Annotated in this window: 13 protein-coding genes; all 13 read right to left on the reverse strand. The window is 44.0% G+C overall.

Annotated features, from left to right (window positions below; translation table 11 throughout):
• Positions 1-126: 126 nt before the first annotated feature.
• Complete coding sequence (locus MKY16_RS20140) at positions 127-1,059, reverse strand: aldo/keto reductase (RefSeq protein ID WP_029518192.1); 933 nt, start codon at positions 1,057-1,059, stop codon at positions 127-129.
• An 89-nt stretch (positions 1,060-1,148) separates the two neighbouring features.
• The gene (locus tag MKY16_RS20145; protein WP_340956790.1) at positions 1,149-1,838 is read right to left on the reverse strand and encodes a DNA alkylation repair protein; all 690 of its coding nucleotides are present in this window, start codon (positions 1,836-1,838) and stop codon (positions 1,149-1,151) included.
• A 19-nt stretch (positions 1,839-1,857) separates the two neighbouring features.
• Positions 1,858-2,475 (reverse strand): DNA-3-methyladenine glycosylase family protein, encoded by a 618-nt coding sequence (locus MKY16_RS20150; RefSeq protein WP_340956791.1) that lies wholly within the window; start codon positions 2,473-2,475, stop codon positions 1,858-1,860.
• Positions 2,476-2,538: 63 nt separating this feature from the next.
• A complete protein-coding gene (locus tag MKY16_RS20155) occupies positions 2,539-3,354 on the reverse strand; it encodes an SPL family radical SAM protein (RefSeq protein WP_165148462.1) in 816 nt (271 codons plus the stop codon).
• A complete protein-coding gene (locus MKY16_RS20160; RefSeq protein WP_029518188.1) occupies positions 3,344-3,886 on the reverse strand; it encodes a methylated-DNA--[protein]-cysteine S-methyltransferase in 543 nt (180 codons plus the stop codon). The genes MKY16_RS20155 and MKY16_RS20160 overlap by 11 nt, the downstream gene beginning before the upstream one ends.
• 16 nt (positions 3,887-3,902) lie before the next feature.
• Positions 3,903-4,472: a bifunctional transcriptional activator/DNA repair enzyme AdaA gene (locus MKY16_RS20165; protein ID WP_340956792.1), complete on the reverse strand. Its 570-nt coding sequence runs from the start codon at positions 4,470-4,472 to the stop codon at positions 3,903-3,905.
• Between the two features lie 184 nt (positions 4,473-4,656).
• The gene (locus MKY16_RS20170; RefSeq protein ID WP_029518187.1) at positions 4,657-6,147 is read right to left on the reverse strand and encodes an alanine/glycine:cation symporter family protein; all 1,491 of its coding nucleotides are present in this window, start codon (positions 6,145-6,147) and stop codon (positions 4,657-4,659) included.
• Positions 6,148-6,367: 220 nt separating this feature from the next.
• Positions 6,368-8,257 (reverse strand): beta-glucoside-specific PTS transporter subunit IIABC, encoded by a 1,890-nt coding sequence (locus MKY16_RS20175; protein ID WP_029518186.1) that lies wholly within the window; start codon positions 8,255-8,257, stop codon positions 6,368-6,370.
• 251 nt (positions 8,258-8,508) lie between these two features.
• Positions 8,509-9,339, reverse strand: a complete 831-nt coding sequence (gene licT, locus MKY16_RS20180) for a BglG family transcription antiterminator LicT (protein ID WP_029518185.1) — start codon at positions 9,337-9,339, stop codon at positions 8,509-8,511.
• 276 nt (positions 9,340-9,615) lie between these two features.
• Entirely contained in the window at positions 9,616-11,055 is a 1,440-nt protein-coding gene (locus tag MKY16_RS20185) for a 6-phospho-beta-glucosidase (protein WP_340956793.1), read from the reverse strand.
• Positions 11,056-11,942: 887 nt separating this feature from the next.
• Positions 11,943-12,044: a transposase gene (locus MKY16_RS20190; RefSeq protein ID WP_081317620.1), complete on the reverse strand. Its 102-nt coding sequence runs from the start codon at positions 12,042-12,044 to the stop codon at positions 11,943-11,945.
• A gap of 1,010 nt (positions 12,045-13,054) precedes the next feature.
• The gene (locus MKY16_RS20195; RefSeq protein ID WP_029518183.1) at positions 13,055-13,894 is read right to left on the reverse strand and encodes an enoyl-CoA hydratase/isomerase family protein; all 840 of its coding nucleotides are present in this window, start codon (positions 13,892-13,894) and stop codon (positions 13,055-13,057) included.
• Positions 13,895-13,922: 28 nt separating this feature from the next.
• Positions 13,923-15,149: a M20 metallopeptidase family protein gene (locus MKY16_RS20200; RefSeq protein ID WP_069012662.1), complete on the reverse strand. Its 1,227-nt coding sequence runs from the start codon at positions 15,147-15,149 to the stop codon at positions 13,923-13,925.
• Positions 15,150-15,236 lie beyond the last annotated feature (87 nt).

Here is a 15,236-nt window from a genome sequence, read left to right on the forward strand (position 1 = left end):
CCGATCCCCCCGCAGCGTTGAACTTACCCTACAAGGATATGCAAGGAAGGGACGAAAAAGAAGCTGCCCGTCCGGCAGCTTCTCTAGATGGAATACATATACAATTGCAAATTTCAGGTGCACTCATTATTTAAAAATGTGGTCAATCTTTTCGATATCAGCCTGACTCAATTGGACATTTAGCGTTTTCAGATTCGCCAGCACCTGCTCCGGCCCCTTCGCACCTGGAATGAGGGCATCAATTGAATCGCGTGTCAAATACCATGCGAGCACTACGTGAGCAACCTCTGCATTCAACGCATTGGCAATCTCCCGTACCTGCTCCACTTTGTCCAAATTACGAGCAAATGTATCTCCCTGAAACAGTGGATTATTCGCTCTGATGTCCGTGAAGGTCATGTCTTTCGTATACTTACCACCCAGCAATCCTGAAGCTAGCGGGAAATAAGGCACAAACGAAATGCCATTTTCCTTGGTATAAGGCAGCAGATCCTTCTCAGCTTCCCGTTGAAACAAATTATATTGGGATTGGAGCACATCTACATAACCGTCGCTATTCGCATCCTTAAGTTGTTCAATGGAAAAGTTAGATACGCCAATAGCCTTGATTTTGCCTTCGTCCTTAAGCTTCTTCAGTTCTCCGACTGCTTCTGCCTTCGGCGTAGCTTCATCGGGGAAATGGATATAGAACAGATCGATATAATCGGTCTGCAATCTTTTCAGACTAGATTCGACGGATTCTCGTAAAAAAGCAGGCGAGTTGTCAAAAACAATCTCTCCGTTCACAAATTTGTGTGCACCCTTCGTGGCAATAACAGCTTTATCACGCTGACCACGCTCTTTCAATACCTCACCAATTAATCGTTCCGAGTGCTCAGGTCCATAAATAAAAGCCGTATCCAGAAAGTTGATGCCATTGTCCAAAGCTGTGCGAACGACTTCTTTGCCCGTTTCATTGTTCAAATCGGAAAAGAGATTATGTCCTCCCACCTTATTTGCACCCAAACCGATTGGTTTTACATATAAATCTGTTTTACCAAGACGCACTTGCTCTGCCAATTCACGTCATCTCCTTTTCGAAAGTTACTTCCATTTTATTATTAAATTCCAAAAAAGGCAAAGTGCGTACCTGGCTGCTGAGCCCCATCCTATTTTCTTTTTCGCTTCATACTACGAATGGTCGTTTTTGTGGCCTGATCCACCCGATATGATTCCGTGATTTTTTGCAGAGCTTTATTGAAAGTAAAATCATCCAATGTATTATGACTTAAATACGCCATCGTTGCCTCAGGCAGCTTGATATAACAGATCGATATCGCCCATGCTACCGCCATTTGTACATAATAATCCTCACGATGGGTCTGATCTAGCAGAGCAAACACCCGGTTCATATACTGTTCCTCAATATAAAAATTCAGAAGCATAACTACACCAAACCGAATTTCATATTCTTTCTTGGAGAGCAAGTAGGGTTGAATAAACTCCCACACCCGTTCTTTATGATGTTTGGTGATTTTCAATCCGGCACAGAAACTATCACATACGGACCAATTATCAATTTTAGGAACAAACTTGGCGGTATAACTCAAAACTTCCTCTATACCCGTTTTTACAGAACCAATCACCATGCCTTGCAGCATGACTTCTTCGAAGTGATCACTTTCAGCAGTCTCCAGATAGAGACGCCAATCCCCTTTGGCGATATTTTGAGCTAGCTTACGCAGCATTGGCAGACGTACACCCAGCACATTATTAATCGTCGGAAGCAATGCAGCCGTGAATTTCTGAAAATCCGCATCCACATATGACAGTATTTGTTCTCTGATTGTTTTCTCCATCGTTTCCACTCCCTGATTTTTAACGAAATGAAATACTCCACAAATAAATGGAGGCCACCGAACCATAAGGCGAATAGACTCGGCGGTACTCCTCGAATTGCTGCTTGGTCAATGTATCCAGATGGTACAACTTCATCATTCCCCGTCGAATAGCCATATCACCCCAACTGACGACATCTGGACGCTCCATGCAATTCATCAGCATCATTTCAGCCGTCCAAGGTCCTATCCCTTGCAGCGAGGACAATTTCTCGATCACCTGTGCATCGGAAAGCTCATATAATTTCTGTAAATCCAACAGGCCCTGCTCGATCGACTGGGCTATATTAAGGATACATTTGGCCTTTTTCATGGTGATGCCACAGCTTTGAATATCTAAAGCCGTCTGAACAGCTATATTTTGTGGAGTGATCACGCCTAACTTCTCCTGCATCCTTGCCCATATGGTCTGAACCGCCTTGGCCGATATAAGCTGTCCCACAATTGCATGAACGAGCGCCGCAAACAGGTCAGGAATGATCACCCGTTCTACCTTGCCCATTTGCGTCATCGCTGCACCAAGTACGGTGTCTACGTTTTTTAGATAATTGATTTCCTTGTCCCCATAATCAAAGTTTTTGGTCATTACGGTTTGCATTCGTTCTCCCGCTGCCCCCTTATATGGTTCACTCTTGGTTCAATGGCATAGACTTCTGTTCCATCAAGGTTCGAATCCTTCTTTGCTCACGTAGAGCTGTTCTTTCGGGAAAACATGGAGAAAACGTTCATAAACCGTCTTATAGGCAGCAGGATGATACCATTCTTCCAGCCCCAATGACTCGTACAGCGCACCTATTTTTAAGCTACGCGTTCGTCTCCCCCCACTGCCATCTCCCATAAAATAATCATCAATACAGACACGGTTGACCAGAGGCACGAGCTTGTCTGCAAAATGTTCACTGCTTGGAAGCATCGGAGCAATCGTAGCTTGCGTCGGTACACCTGCCTCCTTTAAGAGATGCAGCGTTTGGAGACGAGCCTGGATGGGAGGAGCTTCCGGGGTAAAATGTTTGCGTATATCTTCTCGATCTGTTTCTACAGTCATACTTACACGAACACGATCCCCCAATCGGAGCAGTAAATCGGTATCCCGCCGTACCAGTGGACTGCGCGTCTGTAAAAAGAGAAAATCTGGTGGCTCATCCACCATCACCTCCAGCAGAGACCGGGTCACCTCTTCCTTGTACTCAGCAGGCTGATAAGGATCTGTGCTTGACGACATGAAAATCGTGACTTTACCTTTGGATTTGGCTCTACGAAGTTCCTTGCGAAGAATATCTGCCGCCTGATTTTTAATATCAACCCATGTCCCCCACGCTTCCTTCCGAAATGTGGAGACTGGCAATTGGCGTACATAGCAATACGAGCAACCAAAGGTACAACCTGTATACGGGTTCAACGAGTGTGTATACCCTGACAAGAAGCCGGTCCCTTTATTCAGAAGTGTCTTTGGGGATTTGTAATACTCATTTTTCATACTGAACCAACGCCACTCTTTCCTTTTCGAGCTGCAAAAGCTTAACCTTCATGTCCAAACCACCACGATATCCGGTCATAGCTCCATTTTTACCAATGACCCGATGACAAGGGACCGTAACCAAAATCGGATTAGCACCGATGGCGGCCCCCACCGCACGAACAGAGGCTGGTTTTTGAATAGCGTTGGCAATATCTGAATAGGATAGTGTTTCCCCATACGGAATATCACACAACGCATTCCAAACCGCCAGCTGGAATGCAGTCCCCTGAAAGTCAAAGGGCAATGTAAATTGGGTGCGCTCCCCTTGGAAATATTCAATCAGCTCCTTGGCATAGGGCTGTAAAGCGGCATCCTCTTCAACTAAAGGGCTACCGGGAAATCGACTTCCTGCCCATGAAAACAATTCCTCTACAGGATGATTGGGCGAGCCCACATAACATAATCCTTCCGATGTAGCTGCAATATATAAATTCCAATCCTCATGTGTCAACAATGACCAATAGATCGTTTTATTTATTTGATGTGCCATGCTGTGTACCTCCATTTTATGTTGCTTTCGATTTGAGTTGGCGATATTGCAATGGGGTGTAGCCTGTATTCTTTTTAAATAACGTAATAAAGTAAGGTGCATTGGACAGACCTACGTTCTCCCCCACTTCCGCAACAGATATATCTGAGCAGATGAGCAGCTCCTTCGCTTGTTCCAACCTGGTCTGCTGTATATATTCCATCGGGGTTAGATGCATGACCCGCTTGAAGGTACGATGTAAATGATACGGACTTCCATGACTTATCTCAGCTAGGATGTGCAATGTTAAGTCCTTCATATAGTTAGAATTCACGTATTCTGTAACCCGTGCGATCCATTCATGATCAGGCAATCGTTGTCCTGTCGGTTTACACCTTTTGCATGGACAGAAATGCTCAGCCAATGCCTGTTCCGCTGTTTTAAATATACGGATGTTCTCTCTTTTGGGAGGTCGGGATTTGCAGGAGGGGCGACAAAATATTCCCGTTGTCTTCACGGCGTACAAAAATATCCCGTCATAAGACTTGTCGTTTTCTACGATAGCTCTCCACTTGTCGTCAGTTATGGATAAATCGGATGTACTCATTCAAATCACCTCTCTGATGCAAATGTGACCTCCCACATATCTATGGCAGGATTATTCAAAATCCCTCTGTCTAAATTATAAACTAAATAGTGAACATATGTACCCTTCTTGGAATGTAAAGGCAAGATAACGAAAAAAAGATGACTCCCCGCGGAGCCACCTTTGATCTTACTTCTCTATCTTATTAGGCTTGAAGCTTGCTTGGTTTAGCGGTGATCGTCAACTCATCTGAAGGAGGCTGATATTCCTTTGACCAGTAATCGGCATTTGAAATCCCTGCCTTCTTCGGATCAAATACCGGGTCTATCCCTTGCCTCCGTTGCCGTTCGTAATCCTTAAGCACCAGAAGCGCAGGCTTGGCCAGGAGGATCATAGCAATCAGATTCACCCACATCATAATACCGACCCCCACATCCCCCAGTGTCCACGCCAACGCAGATTCCTTGACAACCGTTCCATAGAATGTCGAACCCAGAATAACCAGCTTTAACAGGAACATAGGCCATTTGGCTTTACGATCGGCAATCAGGTAGGCCATATTCGTTTCAGCGATATAATAATAGGCGATAATGGTGGTAAAGGCGAAAAAGAACAATGTAATGGACAAAAGACTCGACCCAAAACCCGGAAATACCGATTCGATGGCAGATTGTGTATATTGAGTTCCTTCTTCAACACCCGGAAGATGCTGCACAATATAGCCCCCACCTGGTCCCTTCACATTGTACATCCCTGTAAACAAGACCATGAAAGCCGTAGACGTACAGACTAAAAAGGTATCTACATATACAGAAAATGCTTGAACCAGTCCTTGCTTTGCCGGATGAGACACTTCTGCGGCGGCGGCTGGATGGGCACCAGAGCCTTGTCCTGCTTCATTCGAATAAATGCCTCGTTTTACCCCCCAGGCAATGGCTGTCCCTGCTATACCACCGAACACTGAATCGATACCGAAGGCACTGCGAAAAATAAGGGCAAATACATCGGGAAGCGCAGTAATGTTCGTCATCATAATATAGAAAGAGACAAGGATGTAGCCAAGTGCCATAAAGGGTATGACTACCTGTGCCACATTGGCAATTCTTTTTACACCACCAAATATGATAAGCGCCAGCAACACCACAACTACTATCCCGGAAACCTTCATATCCATACCAAACGAACTATGAAAAGCTACCGCAATCGAATTCGATTGAGTTCCCGGCAACAGTAAACACATAGCGACCAACGCTACAACTGCGAAAATAACCGCAAACCATTTTAAGCCTGTCCCTTTTTCAATATAAAAGGCCGGGCCGCCTCGATACTGACCATCACGCTTTACCTTATAGATCTGAGCCAGTGTAGATTCAACAAACGCAGTGGCCGATCCGATAAAAGCCATGACCCACATCCAAAATATTGCCCCGGGTCCTCCCATACCGACTGCCAGTGCAATCCCCGCAATATTCCCCGTTCCTACACGTCCTGATAACGCCATCGTAAAGGCCTGAAATGAGGATACACCTGCCTCAGAACTTTTCCCTTTAAAGACAAGGCGAATCATCTCTTTGAAATGTCTGATTTGCAGAAATCGAGTCATAATTGAAAATAATAGCCCCACGCTCAAACAGACATATACCACAGGATTGCTCCAAATGACGCCATTTACTGCCTCTGCCCACTTCTCTAACATTCCTTGCATTTCCCCCTGATCCATCAATTCATATTCAGTTAATGTTTTCAGAAAATTTTTCATATTTACAAGAAATTATAGAATAGTTTTTACAACCGTACAAGCTAATTTAATTGACATATTGTCAATTACAAATCGACTTATCTGCTACCTGAAAGGACGACAAAAAAGCTCTGATGATCCGGGAATATGGATCATCAGAGCCTTGTCCTTAAGACATTTAGGCAATGCTTTCTTTCTCATTCAGAGCGCTAGACAGTTTCAACAGCGGGGCCTGCTCCGTTACCTCTCCTTGAGCGATTGGAAGGACTTCAGTATATTCGGAAGAATTCGTAATGATAACTGGCGTAATCGTAGGATAACCCTCTGCCCTGATTTGCTCAACATCAAACTCAAGCAGTAGGTCCCCAGCTTTCACCTGATCGCCTTCTTTGATATGGGACGTAAAATGTTTACCGTCCAGCTTGACCGTATCTACTCCGACGTGAATCAGAACTTCTGCGCCATGATGCGAAACAACTGCAAGCGCATGTTTTTTCTTGAACGCCACGGTGATGGTTCCATCGAACGGGGCTACGACTCTGCCCGTTGTCGGTTGGATGGCGATACCTTTACCCATAGCTTCCGAAGCAAATGCTGGATCGGGAACCTCCGACAGAGCGACCACCGTTCCTTCAATCGGGCTTAGTACCTCTTCATTAGAAACTGCAACTGTAGATGTCGATTCTTTAGCCGAATTGTTAGTAGTTTCCTCTTCTTCAACTGGATCTTCAAAACCTAAAATATAAGTCAAAATGGCCGACACCAGGAATGAAACGGTAATCCCTAAAATCAATCCTGGGAAGCCTTGTCCGCCAGGACCGTAAAAGATCGGCAAGGTCAGCAATCCAGGTGCGCCGGAGGCAAATGCTTGCGTTCCCGCTTGACCGATAATGGCACCACCGACAGCACCACCGATAATACCTGCAATAAACGGACGTTTCAACGGCAGCGTAACCCCATAAACTGCTGGCTCCGTGATGCCGAACAAAGCGGTAAGTGTAGCGGAACCCGCTAGTGTTTTCAGCTTTTTATTTTTCGTTTTCAGCATAACACCGAACGAAGCGCCGGTTTGAGCAAAGATGGATGCCGCAGCGGAAGGTTTGATCCCGTCTCTGCCATTAACAGCAATATTATTAATGAATACAGGTACAAGACCCCAGTGAACACCGAAAATAACGAGCAACTGCCAGCAAGCACCAAGAATTGCTCCAGCCAGCAGCGGACTAAAGCTGAACGCAGCAACGAGCGCGGTAGCGATTGCGTTGCCCACATACACCCCGACTGGACCAAAAACCATCAGGGTCAGAGGAAGCATAATTACAAGTAGAATCAAAGGTGTAATAAAGTTTTTGACACTCTCATGGATCACGCGATTGCACCATTTTTCCAGCTTACTCATGACGATAACGGCTAAAATAATCGGAATAACGGTAGATGAATAACTCATCATCACAATAGGAATACCGAAAAAGTCTGTAGGTGTACCTTCTGTTTTCAACGTGACAATGGTCGGGTAAAGCAGCCCTCCGGCGATGGTCAGAGCAACGAAGATATTACCTCCAAATTTCCGTGCCGTTGTAACCGCTAACAAGAGCGGCAGGAAATAAAACAAGCTGTCAGCCGCAGCATACAAAATCATATAAGTAGTGTCTTTCGGAACCAACCAGCCGAGGTTACTCGCAATCAGCAGTAGACCTTTCAAAATACCGGACCCCGCCATAACTCCGAGCAACGGTGCAAAAATACTGGAAATTACGTCGATTACAGCGCCAAACCCTTTCTTGCCTTTAGCTGAATGATCTTCTTTTCCAGTTTCATTTAAAATGTTGGATACTTGGCCGATGGCATTATACACTTCTGGTACTTTGTTGCCGACCACAACCTGGAACTGGCCACCGCTCTGCTTGACCGTAATAATTCCATCAGTTTTCTCCAGCTTTGCCTTGTCTGCTTTTGCCTCATCTTTTAGTACAAAACGCAGGCGCGTGGCGCAGTGTACGAGCGATACTACATTTTTTTCGCCGCCTACCAGGTGCACAATTTCTTTAGCCAGTTGTTCATAACTCATGATGGACACCTCCATGTTCTAAGGGGCTTTTTACCATATTTAGGCACACAAAAAACCTAAGCCTTGAAAAATGGTGGGCACTTGAGTCCCGCAATTTTTCATGACTTAGGTTTTGCCTGCATAACCAGTAACAATCCCAGTTAAAACTTATTAAATTCCTGTTACTCACATAATACATTTAATCTACCATATTTGTCAACAAAAACATTTTAATATATATTTTCGATTCTTTTTTACTAAAAAAGTTCAACTTATCTGTTCACCACTCGTTCAATATGCACAGTCAAATACAGCTTTTCTTCGTTCGTCAATTCGTGATTGTATTCTTTTTTTACAAAGGTTCCGATTTTCTCAGTACAAGCGGCTGCTTCCTTGTGCTTTTCCTTAATCATGTCATACAAATGGTCATAGTTATTTTCATAGTGATTTCCCTTAAATACGCGCTGGGCGAAAAATTTCAGATGCGTAATAAAGCGGAAATAACTCAAAGAATCCTCGTCAAAATCAACCTTAAAATGGTACTTTGCGATATTGATAATTTGCTGGATAAACTTCGTGATACTCATGGTTGTAATGACTTCCTCGTTCATTTCAGCATTTACGATGTGAAGGGCAATATAAGCTGCTTCATCCACAGGCAGTTCAATATCAAGCTTTTGTTTGATTTGTTCCAGCGTTTTCAGACCTATCGCAAATTCTTCTTTGTATAGCTGCTTGATTTCCCACAACAACGCGTTTTTGATTTCCAATCCTTCCCGGTATCTTTCAACAGCGAAATTGATATGATCGGTCAGCGAAACATAAATATTTTCGTTCAGCTTTCTATTCAGATTATGCTTGGCGTCATTTATGACTTCCTCTACAATCATGATCAAATCAAGCGGTACCTCACGTAACAGCATTTTAAAGTTATCGGACGTCTGTTTGTTTTTCAGAGCAAATACCTTCTGAATTCTGGTTTCGTCTACTTTGTCTCCAGGCTTTTTCTTAAAAGCAATCCCCCGACCCATCACCACGAGTTCGGTACCGTCCGTCTGGTAGACGCTGATTACATTGTTGTTAATGACCTTTGCTATGTTCATCTTGATCCCCCGTTCCATATGCCAGCAAGAGCCACACTTGCTCCATCCTCTTTATTGTAAACAGAAAAAAACCGAAGCACGCCAAATAAACAAGACTGTAACATCTTCTTATTTGTGGCTTAGGTTTTGCCTGCTACGCAGTAACAATCCTAAAAATGATGGAATTGCGTCAAGTATAGCCCGAAGAGGAACGATTGTCAACGCTTTCAATGAAGAAACGAAGATCGGAAATCCCCGTGGGCCCGGGATGTCCGATCCTATTTACTTGTGGTACGATTATTCGCCCAGATTTTCTCCGTCGGAATGAATTACGTTTTTGTACCAGTGGAAGCTTTTCTTTTTAATCCGTTTCAACGAACCTTCGCCTTCGTTGTCGCGGTCCACATAAATATAACCGTAACGTTTTTTCATCTCTCCTGAGGAAGCGCTGACAATGTCAATAGGTCCCCAACTTGTGTAACCGATAATTTCGACTCCGTCTTGAAGAGCCTCACCCATTTCGGCAATATGCCGCTTGAGATAGTCGATCCGGTAATCGTCGTTAACTTCTCCTTCAGGCGAAACCACATCATTGGCACCAAAACCGTTTTCCACTACGAACAGAGGCTTTTGGTAACGATCATGCAATTGGTTGGCTGTGATGCGGAATCCTTTGGGATCGATCGTCCAGCCCCATTCGGACTTATCCAAATATGGATTGGCTACGGAGCCGAATACATTACCACTGGTCATATTCTTGACGATTTCCGGGTCTGTGCTGGTCGTCCGGCTTGAATAATAGCTGAATCCGATATAGTCAACGGTGTGATCTTTCAGAATGGCTGCGTCGCCTGATTCCATCTCAATGTTTAATCCATGATCCTTAAAGAAGCGCTTCGCATAACCAGGATATTCGCCGCGTGACTGAACATCAATGAAGAAGTAGGACTCGCGGTCTTTTTCCATGCCCTGATATACATCTTCGGGATTACACGTATACGGATAGAAGCTGCCGGCAGCAAGCATACAGCCAATCTTCGCATCTGGGATAATCTCGTGACACGCTTTTACAGCCAGCGCACTTGCAACAAGCTGATGATGTGCAGCCTGGTACTGAATTTGTTTAACGTTTTCACCTTCTTGAAAAACAAGACCGGCGCCGAGAAACGGCAAATGGAGAAGCATGTTAATCTCGTTAAATGTCATCCAGTACTTCACTTTATCCTTATAGCGGGTGAATACTGTTTTGGCATAGGTTTCAAACAGACCTACCAGCTTCCGGCTCCGCCAGCTTCCATACTTCTCGACCAGATCCACTGGCACGTCAAAATGAGCGAGAGTAACGACTGGCTGAATGCCATGTTTATGCAACTCGTCGAACAAATCATCGTAGAATTGCAAACCTGCTTCATTGGGAGTAGCGTCTTCTCCTGTTGGAAAAATACGAGCCCAGGCAATGGAAACACGCAGCGCCTTAAATCCCATTTCTGCAAATAGCGCGATATCCTCACGATAGTGATGATAGAAATCAATGGCTTGGTGGGAAGGATAGAATTCGCTTTCAAGTGGAGTCAGTGAAGGAACATTCCCTTTCATTATGCTTCTTCTCTTCTCTCCGGTAGGCAGTAGATCCACCAGACTCAATCCTTTACCGTTCTCCAAATAAGCACCCTCGGCCTGATTGGCAGCAAGAGCACCGCCCCATAAAAAGTCTTTAGGAAAAATATAACTGGACATAAACATTCTCCTTCCAAATGTGCAATAAAAGGGGTAGCGAAGGGTGACAGACAATAAAAAAACCCAAACCAGCCTGTGTACACTTACAGTGTAAACAAGCCAATTCAGGTTATGCCCTATCGGTAACATCCCATGAAAAGGTTATACGTATTTGTTTGAAACTCTAACAAAGATTTGGGAACCTGTCAAATTCATTTGATAAATGACACGCAGCCCCTGTGGGTTATATCATACAACAGCATTAATTCAAATGCCTATTGGGTAATGAATTGAACCATGAAGGAAACCCCAGATAAACGACTTTACGAAAGATACCTGGCTGTTCGTCTTTGTCTGGAAGGGCACGTGTTTTCGAAGATCGCCGATCTACTCAGTCGCTATTTTAAGATATTTTGTTGCAAGAAATTTAGAAAATCCCTTTGCATAGAGCCAAGAGGAAGAATTTTTTTGATTATCTTGAACCTCCAATGCTGTCCTTTAATGTTAAATGACCATATTGCAGAAGACAGATATATGGAATGATATTTTTGTTCTTGTAAATCAGCTACTTCAAATTCAACTTTCTGTACTACTTTAGTGGAAAATAGATTGAGGAAAAGGATAATAATTTTACTATTATTTAGGAGTAATATAGCTCGACTTGTCCAAGCCGAAAGGCTTTGAGGAGTTGAATAGCAGATAAGCATGTTAGGTTCTCTATGCGATTCAGTTAGCTTATTAATAGTTTTTTTGTTAATGAATATCATAATCAAATACCTTTCTATTTGGATGTTCAAATGAAATGACATTTTAAATAGTATCTTCCAAAATATTCAAAACTCGAATTGTTTCCAGTTGTTAATCCGTTTCATAAACTGGCCGACATGAAGCTTAATCTTATAAAACCTCTAAAAAAACACGTTATTCGCCACATTGGATTTAAGCCACAGCCATAGCCCCTCTACTGGATTTAGGTTGGGACTATAGGGCGGAAGAAAGACCAGGTGCAGGCGTAGATGTTCCTATCTCATTTGACAATATAATTAGTCTCATTTAATGTTATGAACCACATCTGGTGCCTCTTTTATCTGATATAACAAAGGAGGATAACCATTTCGAAATACCAGAACATCAGGCACATGTAACCAAAATTTTTTCTCTAATTTTTTTGTTTTATATGGGATGGGGACTTCAACGGGTTGAACATAGTAATATAATGTTGAAACATCCACCTCTAGAAAATAATAAAATAAACACTCATTCAATGAGTGGCACTCGACAGTACGCTTCATCTTTCTACTGTGAAAACTTCCGATGATGTGAGGCCTTTGCCAGCTGATTTTATTATCTACTCTCCGTTTTGGTGAGAATTCTTGGTCTCTTGTAGCCAGTTTTTATTATTCTACATTAAAGATTCCATGTAGAAAACCTCCCTTCCTGGTAATCAATATTACCAACCTCCAAAGCGTAAATCACTCGGCTATAATGCAATGCTAAGTTTGACTTCTGGCCCACAGTCCGTTATCAGATACGGTTGCTCGACAAGAAACACCGTGCTGAAAATGCGGTTTTCCTCTTTAGGAATATATCCCCTTCTCCTTTCGGGTAACAAATTAATTAGCTGATCTAGTTTTTATCTTTTCATAAATAAAATTAAGAATAGAGATTTTCACATGTAACCTCTAAAAAAGCGACACTACATATTTTCTGCAGCGTCGTCTCGTTAGTGTTATTTTTAATTGTTGTTTCAAAGTGTCTTATGGCAGTTATTAACCACATATAGCTTGAATTAAAAACGTCCTCAGAATATCTAAAGTAATTTAACGATACGGATTCAATTCAGACAATAATCTTTCTTATCTTTTAATAATTCATGCCTTTTATTTTCTTATAGAGCACAGTGTAAATGTATCCGGTAGATATATTTTTAGCTTCGCGGTATTGATCAATTTCTGTCATGAAGAACAAGTCCTTGTACTTCTCCGAGTATTCTACGAATCGTGTAGGTCCCGCCATAGCTCTAATGAACTTCTTTGCCCATTAGACGTCCTTGCATTTTTTTCAGCCGCTCCAGAGCTCCTTCTTCATCAATGGCCATGTCGTACATTTGGTGGGCAAGCTGGAACCCTTGATCACTGACCAGGGCTTGTTTCCATGGACGGGATATAATGGAGTGGGACAGATGTCTCGTTGAACGCGGTGCCTGCATGATCATCTCCGCAAGCTCCCATGCGCGAGGAAGAAGCTTTTCCCGGGGCAGGACTTCACTAACGATGCCCAGGTCCAAGGCGGTTTGACCATTGATATTCTTGCCGGTGTATGCGTAATATGCTGCTTTCTTGAAACCGATCATGTTCTGCAGTGTGAGCAGCATTCCATCTCCGGGAGGTGTGCCTCCCAGATAATGAGGATCAAAAAAGTCCGCGTCTTCAGTACAAATGGTAATATCGCAGAGAGTTGCGAGTTCACAGTGCGTTCCCGGCCCGTTGATCGCCCCGATGGTGGGGATGTCAATGCAGAATATCAAATTTTCAAGCAGTCTCAGCGATTCATGATACTGTTCGAGCTTCTTTTGCTTCGGCCAGTCCATAAATTTTGTATTCCAGACCTCAGGGTCCCCTATTACCCATTTATCCCCTGTTCCTGAAATAATCATTACCTCGTTCTCAGGGTCGCGGCCAATATCTGACCATGCATGGGACCATGCCGTATGGGCTTCCCAAGAATGCTTGTACGGCCCTCCGTCGGTATGCAACCGTACTTCGATGATTCCGTCACGGCGGGTCATTAATAGAAATTCCTTGTATTTCTCCGAGTACTCTTCAAATTTGGTTGGTCCAATCATACGTCTCTCTGTCATTTCAATTCCTCCTGGTTTTGTTGAGATATTATCTATTACTTTCAAGCCAATCTCTGGCGAAAGCAGCGTAAGCCGCAGCCCCTTTGTACAGCACCTCATCCGAGAACATCGTCTTTGGATGATGCACAGGGTAACCATAGCCTTCCTCGGTATTGCCTGCGTTAAGAAATACTGAGGTACTTGGCACCGCTTGTGAGACAAATGCGAAGTCTTCCGATCCCATTAATTTCCCGCCGGGTATCAATTGGGTTATACCGATTAAGGAACTGGCGCCAAAAGTGTTTGCAATCGTAGTTCTCATTTGACGGTTAAGCCCGCTGTCCGTTTTCACCTCAGGACATCCCCTGGTATAGATCACATCCACCTTTGCCTGAAAAGTTTCTCCGATACCTGCAGAAATGTCGTGGATACGGGTTTCCATTTTGTCCCGCAATGCGGCGTTAAATGTGCGTACGCTTCCTTTCATTCTGGCCGTATCGGGAATCACGTTGTTTGTACTTCCGCCTTCCATCACGCCAATGGTAAGGACGGCACTCTCAACTGGCGGAATTTCACGGCTGAGAATACCCTGCAGCGCCAGATGAAGATGAGCAGCCACATTTAACGGATCGACCGCGGCACTCGGCATTGCTCCATGTGCACCCCTTCCGCGGATGATGATTTCGAACCAATCAGAGGAAGCTGAGATAGCTCCACCGGCCTCAGGCACTACAAATTGCCCGATAGGAATTGGCATTCCGGTCAACACATGAAGCATCATGGATGCATCCACCTTAGGATTGTCAAGAATCCCATTCTTAAGCATCATCTTTGCCCCGTGCAGAGTCTCTTCACCCGGCTGAAACATAAGCTTAACCGTCCCGCGAAGCTGCTCTTCGTTGGCCTTCAGGATCTCCGCAGCTCCGAGCAGCATGGAAGTATGCAAGTCATGACCGCATGCATGCATGTTTCCGTTCAACGACGCAAAAGAAAGCTCCGTTTCTTCTTGAATGGGCAGCCCATCCATATCCGCACGGATAAGAATCACCTTCCCGGCATGTTGTCCGCCGATCGTAACCATTAGACCTGACTCTCCTACGGGAGTAGGCTCAAGCCCCATCGACTCCAACACCTCTTTTACGTAGGCAGTTGTCCTCGGCAAACTTAAATCAAGTTCCGGAACCGCATGAAGATGATGCCTGTGCTTGACCAATTTGTCCTGCAGCTGATGGGCCATACTCAAAAAATCTCCAGCTTCTTCAATCACAATAAACATCTCCCAAAGCACAAATTGAATGAACGTAAGAACAGGGTAAACATTCCCCCCTTCATATTTTAAGACTTTTTAAGAACACTTTTATCG

Source organism: Paenibacillus sp. FSL L8-0641 (assembly GCF_038006265.1).
GTDB lineage: Bacteria > Bacillota > Bacilli > Paenibacillales > Paenibacillaceae > Paenibacillus > Paenibacillus polymyxa_D.

Excerpts from the sequence above, each read along its gene's own strand:
- MKY16_RS20145 (WP_340956790.1), bottom strand. The coding sequence starts at position 1,838 with ATGGAGAAAACAATCAGAGAACAAATACTGTCATATGTGGATGCGGAT.
- MKY16_RS20150 (WP_340956791.1), bottom strand. The coding sequence starts at position 2,475 with ATGCAAACCGTAATGACCAAAAACTTTGATTATGGGGACAAGGAAATC.
- MKY16_RS20155 (WP_165148462.1), bottom strand. The coding sequence starts at position 3,354 with ATGAAAAATGAGTATTACAAATCCCCAAAGACACTTCTGAATAAAGGG.
- MKY16_RS20160 (WP_029518188.1), bottom strand. The coding sequence starts at position 3,886 with ATGGCACATCAAATAAATAAAACGATCTATTGGTCATTGTTGACACAT.
- MKY16_RS20165 (WP_340956792.1), bottom strand. The coding sequence starts at position 4,472 with ATGAGTACATCCGATTTATCCATAACTGACGACAAGTGGAGAGCTATC.
- MKY16_RS20170 (WP_029518187.1), bottom strand. The coding sequence starts at position 6,147 with ATGTTAGAGAAGTGGGCAGAGGCAGTAAATGGCGTCATTTGGAGCAAT.
- MKY16_RS20175 (WP_029518186.1), bottom strand. The coding sequence starts at position 8,257 with ATGAGTTATGAACAACTGGCTAAAGAAATTGTGCACCTGGTAGGCGGC.
- licT (WP_029518185.1), bottom strand. The coding sequence starts at position 9,339 with ATGAACATAGCAAAGGTCATTAACAACAATGTAATCAGCGTCTACCAG.
- MKY16_RS20185 (WP_340956793.1), bottom strand. The coding sequence starts at position 11,055 with ATGTCCAGTTATATTTTTCCTAAAGACTTTTTATGGGGCGGTGCTCTT.
- MKY16_RS20195 (WP_029518183.1), bottom strand. The coding sequence starts at position 13,894 with ATGACAGAGAGACGTATGATTGGACCAACCAAATTTGAAGAGTACTCG.
- MKY16_RS20200 (WP_069012662.1), bottom strand. The coding sequence starts at position 15,149 with ATGTTTATTGTGATTGAAGAAGCTGGAGATTTTTTGAGTATGGCCCAT.